We start from the raw sequence: 16,679 nt of genomic DNA on the forward strand, positions 1-16,679 counted from the left end.
TTCGTCTCGTTGAGTGCGCATCTAGGTGTAAATTTACCCCGTTGGGGTTTGAAACTAGAAAACATTATGCAAGAAAATATCAATATCGGCGAGTGTAAATTTACCCCGTTGGGGTTTGAAACCCTTAGAGCGCGCAAGAATTGCCTACAACGCCAAAGTGTAAATTTACCCCGTTGGGGTTTGAAACTTGTAGCGAGCGAAACAATACTGACAAGCTAGCTTAGTGTAAATTTACCCCGTTGGGGTTTGAAACTTTTGGCAATAAAGTCCAAGATTTGAGTTATTTGCGCGTGTAAATTTACCCCGTTGGGGTTTGAAACTGCAAATTTCAAAACAAAATTTGACCCGCGACGAGTGTAAATTTACCCCGTTGGGGTTTGAAACAAGTGTTTGCCTATGAGGCCGACGCCAAATCGGGGTGTAAATTTACCCCGTTGGGGTTTGAAACTTTTGTACATAAGATTAGGCAACCAAAGCGAAATCGTGTAAATTTACCCCGTTGGGGTTTGAAACGTGGTAAAACTCTTAGAAATCAAAAAGGCGACACGGTGTAAATTTACCCCGTTGGGGTTTGAAACTTGCAGACTCTGCCGGAGGAGACAAGGAAAACATACGGTGTAAATTTACCCCGTTGGGGTTTGAAACAGCGCAGGGGAAAGTTTAACGTATAGGTCGGTGGTGTGTAAATTTACCCCGTTGGGGTTTGAAACAGAGAGCGTCCGACACTGCCTCGGCGGTTAGCTTGGTGTAAATTTACCCCGTTGGGGTTTGAAACTATATCACTAGATCGCGCGGTCAGCTCGCTGCGCACCGTGTAAATTTACCCCGTTGGGGTTTGAAACGCCATTTTTTGCCTTTACCACTTAGGCCTTTTTGTGGTGTAAATTTACCCCGTTGGGGTTTGAAACTAAACATATCGGTATAATCATAGACAGTCCCGCCGGTGTAAATTTACCCCGTTGGGGTTTGAAACGACTCTCAAGCTTTAGATTCTTGATGTTTGAGTTTGTGTAAATTTACCCCGTTAGGGTTTGAAACCGAATAAATTTGACAGATTTATTTTATCGGCAAGGTGCAAATCAGCAAACTACACGCTTCATCCGCCCAAAACCCAAAACCAAAGCCACCGTTTAAGACAACCTATGCGGTCCGCGAAGCCAAGAAATAGTAGCTTAAGCGCGCTTAGGGTAAAATTCGCCCAAATTTTACAAAGGAAAAACGATGGATTTAGAGAAAATTTACAAGGATGCGGGCGCGTTTTTGCAGGGGCATTTTTTGCTTAGCAGCGGCAACCACTCGCAGTTTTATCTGCAAAGCGCCAAGGTGCTCGAGGATCCGCAGTTAGCAGGCGCTTTAGCAGACGAGCTAGCCGCCGTCATCGAAAAATCGGGCGTAGAGTTTGACAGCGTCTGTTCGCCCGCTCTAGGCGGCATTTTGGCCGGCTACGAGCTAGCTCGCGCGGCAAAAAAACGCTTTATCTTTACCGAGCGAGTCGAGCGCGTGATGAGCCTGCGACGAGGCTTTGAGGTAAGGGAAGGCGAGCGATTCGTCGTCTGTGAGGACATCATCACCACGGGCGGCTCGGCGATGGAGGCTGCGCGCGTGATAGAAGGCCTAGGCGGCAAGGTCGTGGCGTTTGCCGCGCTTGCCAATCGCGGCTTTTGCAAGGTCGCAAATTTAGCGGGCAGCGTCGCTAAAGCTAGCGCCAAACTACCCGCCGACAAGCCGTTTTTCGCGCTTGGAAACTTTGAGTTTGAGATTTTTGATCCCGCAAACTGCCCTCTTTGCGCTACGGGAAGCGAGGCGATAAAACCGGGCAGCAGAGGCAACTAATTTTGCCAAATTTCGCGGCTTTATTTTATTTAGTCGCGTAAATTTAGACGGCATTTGCAAGTGTCAAACAAAAAATCAAATCGCCGTGCGGCATCTCGGGCGATAAAATTTAAAGCTCACCGCTGGGTTTCGTATGTTGCGGGCGGAGCGTTCCAAATTTGCATTGCAGTCTTGCGTTTTTAGCGGCAAGTTGGGTTTAGGCAAATTTACGCCCACAAAAGCGCTTCCTAAAATTTATGATTTTAAAAGCGGCGCATAGTTTCGGCAATTTACGGCTTGACAACGATACGGAGCGGGTGATAAATCAATCGCAAGCAGGCCTAGCAAAAACATGCTGGGCGGAAATCACCGATCGTCTCAAACTGCTGCGCGGAAACGAGCCCTAAATTTACCGCATCGAAGCGACGGCGCATAAAAGTAAAATGCTACAACAAAGTAGAGGCGCATAAATTTGGGCGCTAGCAAGCGAATCTGACGCTCAAAAATCCAAAACGAGCGCCCAAAATAAAGCAAAAAAAGGAGTAAATTTGGCGAAACAAAAAGCGCAGCTAGCCACCATCGGCACGCGAGTAAAGGCCTTTATCACCGATCTTTTTTTGATCGGCATGCCGATATATTACCTCACGACTTATGTTTTTTTGGGCGGCAAGGACGAATTTTTGCACAACCAAATAGCGATATTTGCGGCAAATCTCGCAGTCGGTCTTATCTGCTGCGCCTTTTTTGCGATCAAAGCCCAGACGCCCGGTTACCGCTCGCAAAATATCTACCTCATCGACCTACGCAGCGGCCGCAAACTTGGTTTCGCACGCGTTTTGCTACGCTACGCATGCTTTTTGCTTGCAGGCGTGAGCATCGTCGGACTTTGCCTCTGTTTTTTTCGCAAGGACGCGCTAAATTTGCACGATCTACTCACGCACTCGGCCGCCGTCTGTAAAAAAGCCGAGTAAATTTAGCTCGTTTTTATTAGTTCAAATTTGATGCCGAATTTACGTCTAGCAATTTTGCGGTGCGGGTTTTGCATGCTCGCAGCTAAAATTTAATCCGCTCGCCGCCCCGTCAAATTTAAATCTTTAAACCAAATTTCGTTACAATCGCCCCCGATAAGGAAAAATATGCAAAAAATAATGGGATTTACGAGAACGCGGGAAAACGCGGAGAAAAAAGGCGCGCTGATACCTAGCGACTTCACGCATGCGGCCATCATCGGAGAGACCGGCAGCGGCAAGACGACGGCGATGATATATCCGAATTTACTTGACCGCATGCAAAACGGCTATGCGGTGTTTGCTGTGGATTATAAAGGCGGCGAGAGCGCCAAGATCAAGGCTCTAGCGCGCAGAGCGGGCCGCCTAAAAGACGTCGTGAGCGTGGGCGCGAGGCTAGACGCGCCGATAAATCTCATCGCCTCGATGAAGCCGCGGGACTTTAAAAACTGCGTGAAAAAGCCGATGGAATCAAGGGAGAAGTTTTGGGAGGAGTTTGGCTCGAGCATCGCGACGGAGTTTTTTAAGGTGCTAAAGGCGCTTAAAATTTTCGCTAAAAAAATCACGCCGCTAAGCGACTGCTACGGGGACGCCTTTTACGCCGACGTGCGTACGCTCGCACGGGATTTTACATTTGACGTCGCTACGATACTGCGCCTCTCGCAAGATCTGGAAAAGATGCTCGAGTTTAAAGACACGCTGAGCCTCATCTGCGATAATCTCGACTCCTCGACGCTAAATTTTACCCGCGAGACGATAATGATAAACCGCGCGTTTTTAGCGACTGCGGACGAGTTTTTGGATGCGACGAGCCGCTACAAGGACATCGGCGACGAGCGCACGAGGGATGATTTTCGCAACTACTCGATGATGATGTCGCCCTTTCTTGGCCTCATGAACGACGACTCGCTAAACGGCGACGGCGAGGGCGCTGCGGGCGACGCGAGTATCGCAGGGCTGCTAAATAGCGGCAAGATCGTGATATTTAGCGCCGCTAGCTGCGACAAAAGCGCGCTGAGCTTCCTGCTAAACAGCTTTCTGCCCGAGCTTTTAAAGCGCGTAACGATGAAGCAAAAAAGGCCTATTAGCCTATTTCTCGACGAGTCGGCGAAGCTGCTAAGCGAGAACACCGAGCTAAATGAAGAGATCCTGCGCGAGTGCGAGGTGGAGCTGGTGCTGGCGTTTCAAAACGAGTTTTTGCTTAAACGCGCGATCGGCGGCACGGCGTACGAGGCGCTGATGGGCAACCTCACCAACCGCTACTTCATGCGCAACAAAGACGTCGTGAGGCTGGGCGGCAGCGAGGTGGACTGCTCTACGCTGGAGAAATTCGAGTGTGTGCTAGAGGGCGACAAGATCGCGCTGGAGCCGATTTTCATCGACGAGGCGGAGTGTCTGCAAGCGCAACTGGAGTTTGAGCGCGAAAACCGCCTACACGAGCGACTGTTAGGCAAGATCTACGAAAACCGCGTGATAGAGTTTGACGAGGAGATCGTGGACGACGGCAAAATCTGGGTGCGCGACGTGGATACGGGCGAGCGCGAATGCGTGTTTTTTAGCGACGAGGTGCTAAATATCGGCCCGCAAGATATCTATAAACGCCCGCCAAATACCGGCGGTTACAACATCTCGCTTGACGACGGCACGGACGATGCGCAGATAAGCTTTAGGTAAATTTGACGGCGGCTAGCAGGCAGTTGTGAGTTAAATTTGACTGAGCTAGCGAGCAAATTTTAGCGTAAATTTGGGTCAAATTTGAAGTGCGGCGTACATTTGAACAGTGACACAACTTGACGATTTTAACCGCTCGCCGTTTATGTCAAACTTGACGCTCTGTAACGCAAAATACAAATCCAAATTTGCCGTTTTTGTTGCTTTGATTTATGGATAGCAAAAAAGAGAAAATATTTTTTATATAGAGTTTGTGCGGTGGAAAGCTTAACATTTGATCAAGCCGACGAGCTAAGAAGTCAAACAGTTCGTATAATGCTACGGGATACAATCGATTAATAGCAATCAGTATAAACAGTCAAATTTGCTGCCGTTATCCGTATCCAAATTTAGCGAGCAAGCCAGACAAAAACCCGCTCATCGGCAGTCAAATTTAACAAAACGGTTCGTAAATTTAGCCAAAATTTAAAAAGCAAGTTTTGCGGCCAAATTTGTGCCAAGCTTCGGCGCGTTATCTATTTTGTAGGTCGGCATAAATTTAAACGGCAGCGTAATTTAGCGATTTTAATCGTCTGACGTTTGGTCAAATCTGACACGCTGCGGCGTAAAATTGAAATCCGCCCCCAAATTTCATAGAAGAAATTGAGAGAAATTTTATGGTATTTTTATCTGATGTAGAAAAATAGCGGAATTTACTAAAATCTTAGAAAAACGATCAAACTTGCGCTTTTGCAGCTATTAAGGCACCGTTTACTTCGGAAAAAAGATAGGTGCTTAGCTTTGATGCGTTTGTAGCTTTTTAAGTCGCGGCCACGAGCGTAGCGGGATAGAGTTTAGATGCGGTGCTAGGACTACGCGTGAAAACTTATATCAAAATCTTTTAAAATTAATAAGAAAAATCCGCTTAAGTTTAGTTGAATCTTATTTTAAAAACCTCAACTCGGTTTGCTAATCGGCGCTTACAAAATTTAAAAAAATCGCTCAAAAAAGAGGCGGAAAGCTCCGCCAAAGAGTAAAATTATTCGGCTTTAAATCCGCCGCCAAATGCCTTATATACGTCCACGACCGAGTCGATGAGGTTTAAATTTGCCGCGATAACTTGTAGTCTAACCGAGAGTAGGTTGCGCTGCGCGTCGAGTAGCTCCAGATGCCCGGTATAGCCCTCCTCAAACTGATCCTTGGCTAGCTTATAGATTTTTTCTTGCGAGTGCAGGAGTTCTTTGACCTGATTTAGCGTTAGTTTGGCGTTTTTACGGTTGTTTAGCGCGTCTCTAACCTCGCCCAGAGCCTTTTTGATCGCAGCTTCGTAGGCTACGGCCGCGATTTGTTCGTTAGTTTCGGCGATGCGTACATTGTTTTTGGTTCTGCCGTAGTCGAAAATTTTCTGCGCCAAAGAGCCGCCTATACTCCACGTGTTGGCATTGCCGACAAATATATTTTCAAAATCCACGCTAGAAAAACCAAAAAGCCCCGTTAACGAGATGGACGGCAGATAGTCGGCCTTTGCGACGCCGATTAGCGCGTTAGTCGCGTTTAGATCGGCGTAGGCTTTGGCTACGTCGCTCCTGCGCAGCAGTATGTCCGCGCTCACGCCAGCACTCACTTCGGGCTCTTTAGGCAGCATTTTAGCGCTCTGCACGGCTCCGTTTAGGATCTCGTCATTTGATTTGCCTGTTAGTACCGCTACTGACGTTATAGCCTGAGATAGCGAAGTTTGCACCTCTAGTAGGCTTACTTTCGCGCTTTCGACGGCTGCTTTGCTTTGTAGATAGGTCGTCTCGTTTATGCCGCCTAGATCAAGCTGCGTTTTGCGAAGCGCCAGCGTCTCCTCGTAGGTTTTTAGCGTGTCTTTTAGTACGGCTTCGCGCATATTTAGAGCCACGAGCGCTAAGTAGCTTTTAGCCACGCTAGAGCTTATACTAAGGCGCGCGGTGGAGTAGTCGAGCTTGGTCGCGTTTAGGCTGGCTTTAGCCGACTCAATGCTGTTTCTCACCTTGCCCCACAGGTCTATCTCGTAACTTAGGCCTAAATTTACCTCAGAGTTTCGGTAGCGCGTTTGAGGCTGTTTGGTGTAGGTTTCGCCGCTACTTTTTGCTTTTGTGTAGCCGACGTTTAAATTTACGCTAGGAAAAAGATCGGCCTCTGATATGTCCAGACTCGCGGCCGCTTTTTGTAAATTTAAATAAGCCGTGCGGAGGTCGGTGTTTTTCTCTAGCGCGCTAGCTACGAGTGCGTTTAGATTTTCGTCGCCAAACTCCTTCCACCACTCGTCTCTGATGTCGCTAGTTTCAAATTTATACGTAGATTCAAATTTCGTATCGACCTCGGGTATCTCGGGTCGAAACGAGCAGCCTGCTAAAAATAGCGCCGCGGCTAAAGTTAAAATTTTATACATTTTTGATCTCCTGTGCTCGGCTTGGTTTTTTGTCCCAGACTTTGTTGTTTAGCTTTTCTAGCAGATAGTAAAACATCGGTATGAAAAATATCGCTATCGTAGTGGCAGCTATCATACCGCCGACCACGCCCGTGCCTAGAGAGTGGCGAGACGCAGCGCCGGCACCCGTGCTGATAACCATCGGAAAAACGCCCAGGGTAAACGCGAGCGAGGTCATGACGATCGGGCGGAAGCGAAGCCTTGCAGCATTAACGGCCGCGTCAAATACGCTCTTGCCCGCCAGTCTTTCTTGCATCGCAAATTCTACGATAAGGATCGCGTTTTTAGCCGATAGACCGATGAGAAGCAGTAGTCCGATCTGGAAGTAAATGTCGTTTGTTAGCCCTCTAGCCCAAACGGCGACTAGCGAGCCGAAAACCGCGAACGGAACGGCCGTGATAACGGCTAGCGGGATGAGCCAGCGCTCGTACTGCGCCGCTAGGATCAAAAATACGAAAATCATACCGAATATAAACGCCGTCGAGCCCGTGCCTTGCGAGCTAACCTCCTGATACGCCGTGCCCGCCCAGCTGATGGAGTACTCCTCCGTACTTAGCGTCTGCTCGACCACCTCTTGTATCGCTTTTATCGCGTCTCCCGATGTGTAGCCCGGTTTTGGGTCGCCTTGGATCTTAGCCGCCGGGAAAAGGTTAAATCTATCCACGATATCGGGACCCAAAATTCTAGTTAGAGTTGCGACTGAGTTTAGCGGTATCATCTCGCCGCCTTTTGAGCGGACGTAAATTTTACGCAAGTCTTCGGGGTTATTTCTAAATCTATCCTCGCCTCTGGCATAGACGCGGTATGATTTGCCAAACAGACTAAAGTCGTTGATATAGTAAGAGCCGAAAGTCGAGCCTATCGCGCTAAAAATTTCGCTCTCGCTCACGCCGAACATCTGGGCTTTTTGCCTATCGACGTCGATTTTAAACTGGCGGTAATTAGTCTCTAGCGTCGAGCGCACGCTGGTTAGATCAGGGCGAGCGTTTGCGGCTGCGACTACTTTTTTTACATCCTCTTCGATCTGCGCGTAGCTTTTGCCGCTTTTATTTTGTAGATACATCTCAAAGCCGCCCGTCATCGATAGGCCCATGATAGGCGGAACGTTTACGACGAAGCTCATCGACTCCTTCGAGCCCCAAAGCATACCGTTAAAAGGCCTCGTTAGCGCGTCTGCTTGGCTATCCGGCGTTTTTCTCTGGCTCCAGTCTTTTAGCTTGACGAAGCTGATGGCCGAGTTTTCTCTAAGCGCGCCCGCGATCATATCGTATCCGGCAAAACCCATCGTAAATTCGACGTTTGGATTGCTTAGAATCATGTTGCTAATAGCTTTTACCTCTTCTTTGGTTTTTAGCATATTGCTTGACGGCGGTAGCGAAGTGATAACCATCAGCGCGCCCTTATCCTCGGACGGTACGAGGCCGCTAGGGACTTTCTTAAACAGCTCGTAAGTCGCAAAACCCATGACGCCTATCAAAATAAGGCTGATGATAACGTGACGCAGCACTGTCGCCACGCCTGCGCTAAAAATTTTCGTACTCCAGTCGAAAAAGTCGTTAAATTTCTGCACAAACCAAAACGGCTTGCTCTCTTGTTTTTTTAGCATAACGCCGCAAAGCGCAGGAGTAAGCGTAAGCGCGACAAATCCCGAGATACAAACCGAAGTAACCAGCGTGAGCGCGAACTGGCGCTGGATCACGCCGACAAAGCCCTCCATAAAAGAAACTGGGATAAAAACGGCCGAGAGAACGAGTACGATCGAGATGACGGGCGTTTGCACCTCCTCCATCGCTTTATATGTCGCTTCTTTGACGGTGATGTCTTTTTCCTCGTGTAAAATTCTCTCCACGTTTTCGATAACGATGATGGCGTCGTCCACGACGATACCGATAGCAAGGATGAGCGCAAAAAGCGTGATCAAATTTATACTAAATCCCATCGCGTATAGTCCGCCAAAGGTGCCGATGATGGACACGGGAACGGCTAGCATCGGGATCACGGTCGCACGGAAGCTCTTTAAAAACATATACATAACGATGATAACTAAGATCATCGCCTCGATGAAGGTTTTTACGACTTCGTGGATAGAGACTTCGATAAATTCGGTCGGATTATATGCGATCGTGTGCGTAAATCCCTCGGGGAAATTTTTACTTAGCTCGTCAAGCTTTGCGTTTACCGCTTGCGCCGTGGCTAGGGCGTTAGCGTCGTTTTGCATAAATATTAAAAGCGGGATGGCGTCTTGGCCGTTTAGCATCGAGTCTGATGCGTAGCTAGCCGCTCCTAGCTCCACTGTCGCTACGTCTTTTAGCTTTAGCACCGCTCCGTCGGCGCTTTTGATTACTATATCGCCAAACTGCGCGGCATTTTTGAGACGGCCGTCCGAGCGAACGGAATAAACGTAAGGATTATCCCCGTCTGAGGGCTGCTCGCCTATTTTACCGGCGGCGTATTGGCTGTTTTGGATTTTTACCTGAGCGATGACGTCGCTAGGGGTTAGCTTGTAGTAGGCTAGTTTGTCCGGTTTTAGCCAAATTCTCATCGAGTACTCTTTACTACCGATTAGCGCCGTGTCGCCCACGCCGTTAACCCTTTTGATCTCGTCTGCGATGTTTAAATTTACGTAGTTATATAGCTCGACTAAGTCCATGTTTGAGCTCGTAAAGCCGACTACTTCTAGGATTGAGCCACTGCGTTCGCGCACGGTCACGCCCATGTTTTGCACCTCTTGAGGCAACCTTGAGAGCGCGGCCTGGACGCGGTTGTTTACGTCGATCGTGGCTTGTTTGGATGATGTGCCGATTTTAAAATAAACGTTGATATTTAGCGAGCCGCTCGAGCTTGAGGTGCTTTGCATATAGAGCATGTTTTCTACGCCGTTTATCTGATCCTCGATCGCGCTGGCTACGGAGTCGGAGATAGTTTGGGCGTCGGCGCCCGTGTAGACGGCGCTAACGGAAATTTGAGGCGGGGTTAGCTTGGGATACTCCTCGATAGGAAGCCCCTTTATCGCCATCGCGCCCGCGATAACTATGATTATAGATACGACGGTGGCAAATATCGGGCGGTCAATGAAAAATTTAGAAAACATTATTTAGCCTTTTCTTGCTCGTTTTTAGGCTCTAAATTTATGCCTTTACCAAAGCTTTCGGTTAGGTCCTTATCTATCTCGACGGGCGCGCCAACGCCGATTTTTAGGAAGTTGTTTAAGATAATCTTATCGCCTTCGTTTAGTCCCTCGCTAACGACTGCGGCGTCTTTGGTTTGGTAGGTGATTTTTACGTCCTTAGAGGCTACTTTACCGTCCTCTACGACTAGCACGTAGGTCTTGACGTCGGTTTGCTGGAGCGCTACTTGAGGGATTTTAAAGCCGTCTTTTTGGTAAAATCCGCCCATCGTCACGTGGCCGAACATGCCAGGTAGTAGCTTGCCTTCGTCGTTGTTAAATTCGGCCTTGGCTAAAACTGTGCCCATATTCGTATTTACGACGTTATCGATGAAATTTACCTTGCCGTTAAACTCTCCAGGACCGACTTTTAGTACGGCGTCCGAGTTTGTTTGCGCCCATAGGCCGCTTTCTTGCATTTTGACGCGGTTTAGATTATCTACGTCGGAGATGTGAAAGTGCGCCTCGATCGGATTGATTTTGGTTAGGCGTACTAGCTGGGTCGTGTTTGCTACGACTAGTGAGCCCACGTCTACTAGGTTATCGCCCAAAACGCCGTCAAAAGGCGCAGCGATACTCGTGTAGCCTAGGTCGATTTTGGCGTTTTTGGCGCTTGCTCTAGCGCTTAGTAAATTTGCGTTTGCTATTTCAAGCGCCGAAACGGCCGCATCATACTCTTTTTGCGAAACGGCGTTTTTCTTATATAAATTTGAGATTCTGTTAAATTCGGTTTGAGCGTTTTTTAAATTTGCGTTTGCTACGCCGATAGCGGCTTCAAGCGCGTCGTAGCTGGCTTGGTATTTTTCGGGATCTATCAAAAACAGCTTGTCGCCGGCTTTTACGTTGTCGCCGGGTTTAAAAAACTGCTTAATTATCGTGCCGCTTACTTTTGGAAATACGATTACGTCTTGCAGGCTCGTTAGGGTCGCGGTGTAATCAAAGCTGATCGGCACGTCTGATTTTTTAGCTACGAATACATCGACCTTTGACGGCGGCATTTGCCGTTGTTGCCCGGCCATGCTTTTTTTATCGTTACCATCAAAGCATGCCGTAAAAAGCAACGACGCCAATAACAAAACAGAGATATTTTTAAAATTTCTCATAAATTTGCCTTTATTTTTTAGATTTTATACGAAATTTAACTTGTAATACTTTTTACAAATAAAATCGGCTATTTTACTCTTATTTAAATGAAAAGTCAAATTTTTGAGGGGCGAATTTAGCGTTTTTTTACGCCGTGCAAAAACATATCTATACGTGTTTTTACGTGCTCTTCGCGCTCTTCTGCGCTTAGCGTTATGTCCTCGTTTAGCAAAATAGCATTATAATGATAAGGCTCTCTAACGACTGCGGCAAACGCCTTGGCCGCGACGTAAGGAGAGATACATGGATTTAGTTGGACTCTTATGTCTTCACGCTCGAAAAAATCTATTAAAATTTTATCGATTTTGCTTAAAATTTGATCCAAAAACTCTTTACCTAAAAGGCCGTCGTTTTTCGCGCCCTCGCTCATCATAACTCTTGAAATTAGCGTCGTTTCTTTGTCGCAGATTATGTCGAAAAATATCATCGCAAATTTGGTTAAAAAATCATCCAGTTTATGCGATAAATTTAGATCGATTTTTTCGTCTATCTGCATTCTAAAGTCGTCAAATCCACGCTCTACGATAGCGCGAAAAAGCCCTTCTTTGTTTTCAAAAAATTTGTAGATGCTCGCCAGCGACCCGCCGCTTTTTTTGATTATATCCGTTAGACTCGTGTTTTCATAGCCTTTTTCGAGGAAAATTTCCATACCGGCTTGGATAAATTTTTCTTTTCTTTCGGCGCTTCTTTGCGTGATTTTCCCGTTCATTGCATACCTTTAAAAATTAAAATTATAATTTAAGGATTATACAATAAAAATATGATTTTTAGTCCCTCGGGTATGCAAAAATAGTCTCCCTGACGACGTTAATTTTCTCTTTTTCGTCTGCGGCATAGGCGCGTATAGTTATCTTTGCATTTGCGTTTTTACCGGGTCTAGCGGCATTTTTAGGAGCCGTTAATACGACTACGATTTTCTTCTTTTCGCCTGCGTTTAAGGCAATGTTACTTTTTGGGCGTTTTATTTTGATATCGGCATCGTTTACGCTAACGTCAAAGTAAAACTCGTGCGCGTGCGCGTCGGTGTTTTCAAACAAAAACACGTAAGCGTTTTCGATCTGGCCGTCTTTATTTATCTTATATAGCTCGCTCGTGCGGTTGATGTTTAACAGCATGTTTTCTTTTTTGGCGCTCATTAGCGCTAGCGCGGTCGCGGCGATAGCGATGGCGGCGCAGTAGCCGACGGTTTTAAAGCGCAAATACCGCACCTTTTGCTTGGTTTTTAGCGAATTTGAGCTAGTCCAACTAATTAGACTAGGCAAATTTAGCCCCGACATCGTTTTCGTGCACGCATCGACGCACTCCAGGCAGTTTATGCACTCTAGCTGCATGCCTTTTCTGATGTCGATGTGCGTCGGGCAAATTTTCACGCAGGCTTCGCAGCCGGTGCACTCGTTTTGCGGCTCAGGAGGCTTTTTCCACAGTTTGGTTTGTCCCTCAAAAATTTTACCGCCCCGTGCCTCGTCGTAAATGACCTGCATGCTGTCGTTATCTATCATCACGGACTGCACTCTAGCGTACGGACAGACGTAAATGCAAAAATTTTCGCCCAAAAATGCTACGTCAAATATCAAAAATGCCGCGATAACGATCCAAGCCCCGAGTAAAATTTTATGTTCGGCCGGGTCTAAAATTTGAACTAAAAAATCCTGCGGCGGGACGAAAAACCAGAGAAAATTCGCCGCCGCGACAAAGGCTAAAACGCTCCAGATCGCGATTGCTAGCGCATTTTTGACGCCGCCCTCGGCCTGCGTTTGCTTATTTGAAACGCTCTTGCGGATCTTTAAAATTTTAGTTTGTATAAGGTCGCGGTAAATCACGCGAAATATCGTCTGCGGGCAGCTCCAGCCGCACCAGACGCGGCCGCCTAGATTCGTCATAAAAAAAATAATGAGCACGAAAGGCATCAAAAACAGCTCTTGAACGTTAAATTTGGCAAAAAATAGATGCAGCTCGCTACGCTCGAAGCTTAAAAGAAAAAATTGATTTCCGCCAATGGTTATAAAAGGTAAAACGAGCGCGGTACAGGTGATCAGGATGTAGGCGATATAGCGTTTGCTGGCAAATTTGAAATATTTTTTATACTCTTCTTTAGTCATTATTCATCCTGATTACAAAGTAGTGATAATTTTTGATAAATTATAGAGTTAATGCTATTAAACGCATATTAAAATTGCTATTACGCCACTTTTATGATGTATAATTTCATAAATTCTTTAAAGGAGATGTTATGAAAAAAATTTCTAGAAGAAATTTCATCAAAACCGGCCTCGCGGCGGCCGCTGTTGGTGCGCTAAATTTGCAAGCGGCACAAGATGACGAGATAAAATGGGACGCGGAATACGACGTCTTGGTGGTAGGTAGCGGCCTTAGCGCAAACGTCGCGGGTATCGTAGCAGCCGAGGGTGGGCTTGGTGTAGCGCTACTAGAAAAGATGTCGCGAATGGGCGGCAACTCCGTCGTTTCTCAGCTTGATTTTGCCTGCGTGGGCTCCGAACAACAGGAAAAGGCCGGCATCAAAGACTCTATCGAGCTTTTCGTAAAAGATCTAAACAAAGCAGGCAAGGGCTTTAACTACATAGAGCAGTCGTACAGGATCGCTGAGAACTCAAAAAGAGCGTATGAATTCGTCAAAGCAAGAGGCGTGCAATACGCCGAAAAGCTAAAGCATCTTGGCGGGCATAGCGTGGCAAGAAGTCTAGAGACCGTAGGCGGAGGCGGAGCGTGCGTACAGGCGCTAAATTCGCACTTTGAGAGCAAAGGCGGCAAGACGCTAAAGCGCGTAAAGGTCGATGAAATCGTGCTGGATAAAAATGGCGCGGCGATAGGGCTAAAGGTGAGAGAGGGGTATAAATTTGACAAAGACCTAGCCGACGACGACGCGCAAAACGCATCCGGAGACGTTAAATTTTATAAAGCTAAAAAGGCCGTGATCTTTGCAAGCGGCGGATTTTCGGCAGATAAAGCCTTTAAGGCAGCGCAAAACCCAAGACTCGCTCTAGCCTCCACGCCGTCAAATCCGGGCGCAACGGCCGGCGCACTAAAAACGATGATAAGAGCGGGCGCGATGCTGGTGCAGGTTAGTCTGGGACGCTATTCGTTTGGTATTCCGACGGAGGATTTGATATTTGCTATTGCGGTCGACGGCAAAAACTCAAAGAGATTTATGAACGAAGACGGCGATAGACAGACTTTGTCCGATAATATTTTAGAAAATATGCAAAAAAATGAAAGCGATCTGTTCCCGACTATAATCTTTGACGCAACTGGATTTGCTTCCAGCCACGATCCAAAGAGGCTGCAAAAATTTATAGAAACGGGCAAGATGAAAAAATTTGAGAGCTTAGACGAGCTGGCGGCGGACTTTAAGCTAAATGCGCAAATTTTAAAAGAGGAAATAAAGCGGTATAACGAAAACGTCGCTGCCAAAACCGATACCGATTTTAAAAAAGATTTAACCAAGGTTACTCCGATAGAAAAGGCTCCGTTTTACGCGATACTTGGAGCTCCTGGCATCAGCTATACTCCAGGCGGCGTGAGGGTAAATTTAAACTTTGAGGTCCTTAATATAAACGATAACAAGCCTATTAAAAATTTATACGCCGTAGGCGAGGCTACGGGCGGAGTGCACGGATATACGAGGCTTACTAGCTGCTCGACGCCCGATTGTATCAGCTCGGCGATGATAGCGGCGGAGCATATCCTAAAGGGCTAAATTTAAAACCCCGGACGGCTGGCAAAGCTTAAATTTATCAAATTTAAACTATAATCGCCGTCTATTTTAAATGAAAGGTGGTGAGGACGTTGCCTGGTATTAAGGTACATCCTAACGAGTCTTTTGACGAAGCTTACAGAAAGTTCAAAAAGCAAACCGACAGGAACCTTGTCGTGACTGAAGTTCGCGCAAGACGCTTTTTCGAGCCTATGACCGAGATCCGCAAAAAACAAAAAATCGCGGCTCGCAAGAAAATGCTTAAACGTCTATATATGCTTAGACGCTACGAGTCAAAGCTCTAACCAAAAGGGTCGCTTCGGCGGCCTTTTCTTTTTTCAAACTCCCGTTTAACTCGCATCAAAGCCAAAATTTGCCATAATCTACGCCAAATTTAACGATCAAAGGAAAAATATGTCCAAAGTGCCCGTGAGCGAGGCCGCGGAAATCTTAGGCGTAACCAAAGAAGCCGTCTACAACCGCATTCGTCGCGGCACGCTAAAGACCTTTGAAAAAGACGGCGTAAAATACGTGGTTCTGGACGGCTACGAGTCCGGTACTGCGGCAAATTTAGCGCCAAATCAGCCGCCAAAAACATCTACTGAAAAATTGGCCAAAAGCGCGAAATCAAGAAAATCAAAGACGGGCGAATTTGACGTGAATGAATTTCTACTCTCGCAAATTAGCGAACTAAAAGAACAAAATCAAAATTTGCAAACCGACAAAGAGAGGCTTTTTCGCGAAAAAGAGCAAATTTTGCTAAATAATAAAACAGAAATCGCTCAAATTTACCGCGAGCGCGACGAGAAAATTAGAAATTTTTTAAATTTACTCGAGCGTCCGCTTTTGGCTCGCCAAAACGGCGAGTACGCGGCTCCGATCGACGTCGAATTTGTCGAGAGCGAGCCTAAAAGTGAGGGCAAATGGACGAGCCTAGCCGAGTTTTTAAAATCGCAAAATTTAAGCGGCAAAAGCCTTAAAAAAACGCAAAATAAAATCATAAAAAACATCGGAAAATCAAAATTTATCAAATTTAAAAAAGGCGTGATAATGGTAAAAAGCAAGAAAATTTCAAAGGAGCTAGATAAAAAATGAGAGTTTTTAAACATATCAAAAAAGTAGCCAGCTACGCTGCGGTAGGCGGCTTTGGCGCGGTGATAGCGGCTGGGCTGGCAGGATGCGGCAGCGATAACGGCGGAGCAAATAACAATGACGGTAGCGCGCTAAAAGAAGCGGCGCAAAAAACGGGAGCCTTCGTCATCATCGAAGAAACCGCGCCCGGCAAATATAAAGTTCTAGAAGAGTATCCGAGCAGCGAAACGCGCGTCGTGCTAAAGGACATCAACGGCACCGAGCGCGTGCTAAGCAAAGAGGAGATGGATAAGCTAATCGCCGAAGAAAATGCCAAAATCGACGCCGGAACGTCGAATCTAACCGGCTCAAACGCTCAAAACGCGCAGCTAAGCAGCGGCGGTATGAGCCTTGGCGAGACGCTTCTAGCCTCGGCTGCGGGCGCGATCATCGGCAGCTGGATAGGCAACAAACTCTTTAACAATCCCGGCTATCAGTCGCAGCGCCAAAGCGCGTATAAAAACCCAAGCGCGTATTCAAGGAGCGTAGATAGCTTTAACAAAGCCAAAGCTGCTAGCTCGGCTAGTAAACCAAGCGGCGGAAAAAGCGGATTTTTCGGCGGTTCAAGCTCAAGCTCAAGTTCAAGTTTCGGAGGATAAAATG

Annotated in this window: 13 protein-coding genes and 1 CRISPR repeat array; of the genes, 7 read left to right on the forward strand and 6 right to left on the reverse strand. The window is 46.9% G+C overall.

The window, feature by feature from the left end:
- Positions 1 to 25 precede the first annotated feature (25 nt).
- A CRISPR array of direct repeats spans positions 26 to 1,038; the repeat unit is 30 nt; unit sequence GTGTAAATTTACCCCGTTGGGGTTTGAAAC.
- A gap of 183 nt (positions 1,039 to 1,221) precedes the next feature.
- From pyrE to QZ157_RS06205, 3 genes are all read left to right on the forward strand, one after another.
- On the forward strand, positions 1,222 to 1,833 hold the full coding sequence (gene pyrE, locus QZ157_RS06195; RefSeq protein WP_295143191.1) for an orotate phosphoribosyltransferase: 612 nt from the start codon (positions 1,222 to 1,224) through the stop codon (positions 1,831 to 1,833).
- A gap of 527 nt (positions 1,834 to 2,360) precedes the next feature.
- Positions 2,361 to 2,783 carry an RDD family protein gene (locus QZ157_RS06200; protein ID WP_295143194.1) on the forward strand — a complete coding sequence of 141 codons (423 nt, stop codon included), beginning with the start codon at positions 2,361 to 2,363 and terminating at the stop codon, positions 2,781 to 2,783.
- A 165-nt stretch (positions 2,784 to 2,948) separates the two neighbouring features.
- Positions 2,949 to 4,493, forward strand: coding sequence for a type IV secretory system conjugative DNA transfer family protein (locus QZ157_RS06205; RefSeq protein WP_295143197.1), 1,545 nt, complete (start codon positions 2,949 to 2,951; stop codon positions 4,491 to 4,493).
- Here QZ157_RS06205 and QZ157_RS06210 read toward each other — a convergent pair.
- The 6 genes from QZ157_RS06210 to ccoG form a co-directional block, all read right to left on the reverse strand.
- The gene (locus tag QZ157_RS06210; RefSeq protein ID WP_295143199.1) at positions 4,486 to 4,608 is read right to left on the reverse strand and encodes a hypothetical protein; all 123 of its coding nucleotides are present in this window, start codon (positions 4,606 to 4,608) and stop codon (positions 4,486 to 4,488) included. The genes QZ157_RS06205 and QZ157_RS06210 overlap by 8 nt on opposite strands.
- A 900-nt stretch (positions 4,609 to 5,508) precedes the next feature.
- Positions 5,509 to 6,885: an efflux transporter outer membrane subunit gene (locus QZ157_RS06215; RefSeq protein ID WP_295143202.1), complete on the reverse strand. Its 1,377-nt coding sequence runs from the start codon at positions 6,883 to 6,885 to the stop codon at positions 5,509 to 5,511.
- Positions 6,878 to 10,015, reverse strand: a complete 3,138-nt coding sequence (locus tag QZ157_RS06220; protein ID WP_295143205.1) for a multidrug efflux RND transporter permease subunit — start codon at positions 10,013 to 10,015, stop codon at positions 6,878 to 6,880. Before QZ157_RS06220 ends, QZ157_RS06215 begins: the two co-directional genes overlap by 8 nt.
- Positions 10,015 to 11,193: an efflux RND transporter periplasmic adaptor subunit gene (locus QZ157_RS06225; protein ID WP_295143208.1), complete on the reverse strand. Its 1,179-nt coding sequence runs from the start codon at positions 11,191 to 11,193 to the stop codon at positions 10,015 to 10,017. Before QZ157_RS06225 ends, QZ157_RS06220 begins: the two co-directional genes overlap by 1 nt.
- Before the next feature lie 116 nt (positions 11,194 to 11,309).
- Positions 11,310 to 11,942, reverse strand: a complete 633-nt coding sequence (locus QZ157_RS06230; RefSeq protein WP_295143210.1) for a TetR/AcrR family transcriptional regulator — start codon at positions 11,940 to 11,942, stop codon at positions 11,310 to 11,312.
- Between the two features lie 58 nt (positions 11,943 to 12,000).
- Entirely contained in the window at positions 12,001 to 13,332 is a 1,332-nt protein-coding gene (ccoG, locus tag QZ157_RS06235) for a cytochrome c oxidase accessory protein CcoG (RefSeq protein ID WP_295143213.1), read from the reverse strand.
- Between the two features lie 131 nt (positions 13,333 to 13,463).
- Here ccoG and QZ157_RS06240 point away from each other — a divergent pair, with 131 nt between their 5' ends.
- From QZ157_RS06240 to QZ157_RS06255, 4 genes are all read left to right on the forward strand, one after another.
- The gene (locus tag QZ157_RS06240; protein WP_295143215.1) at positions 13,464 to 14,948 is read left to right on the forward strand and encodes a flavocytochrome c; all 1,485 of its coding nucleotides are present in this window, start codon (positions 13,464 to 13,466) and stop codon (positions 14,946 to 14,948) included.
- Positions 14,949 to 15,037: 89 nt separating this feature from the next.
- Positions 15,038 to 15,250 (forward strand): 30S ribosomal protein S21, encoded by a 213-nt coding sequence (gene rpsU / locus QZ157_RS06245; RefSeq protein WP_002951513.1) that lies wholly within the window; start codon positions 15,038 to 15,040, stop codon positions 15,248 to 15,250.
- Between the two features lie 109 nt (positions 15,251 to 15,359).
- On the forward strand, positions 15,360 to 16,040 hold the full coding sequence (locus tag QZ157_RS06250) for a DNA-binding protein (protein ID WP_295143218.1): 681 nt from the start codon (positions 15,360 to 15,362) through the stop codon (positions 16,038 to 16,040).
- Positions 16,037 to 16,675 carry a UPF0323 family lipoprotein gene (locus tag QZ157_RS06255; protein WP_295143221.1) on the forward strand — a complete coding sequence of 213 codons (639 nt, stop codon included), beginning with the start codon at positions 16,037 to 16,039 and terminating at the stop codon, positions 16,673 to 16,675. Before QZ157_RS06250 ends, QZ157_RS06255 begins: the two co-directional genes overlap by 4 nt.
- Positions 16,676 to 16,679: the final 4 nt, after the last annotated feature.

The sequence above is a fragment of the uncultured Campylobacter sp. genome, from assembly GCF_905372745.1.
In the GTDB taxonomy this organism is placed as follows: domain Bacteria; phylum Campylobacterota; class Campylobacteria; order Campylobacterales; family Campylobacteraceae; genus Campylobacter_A.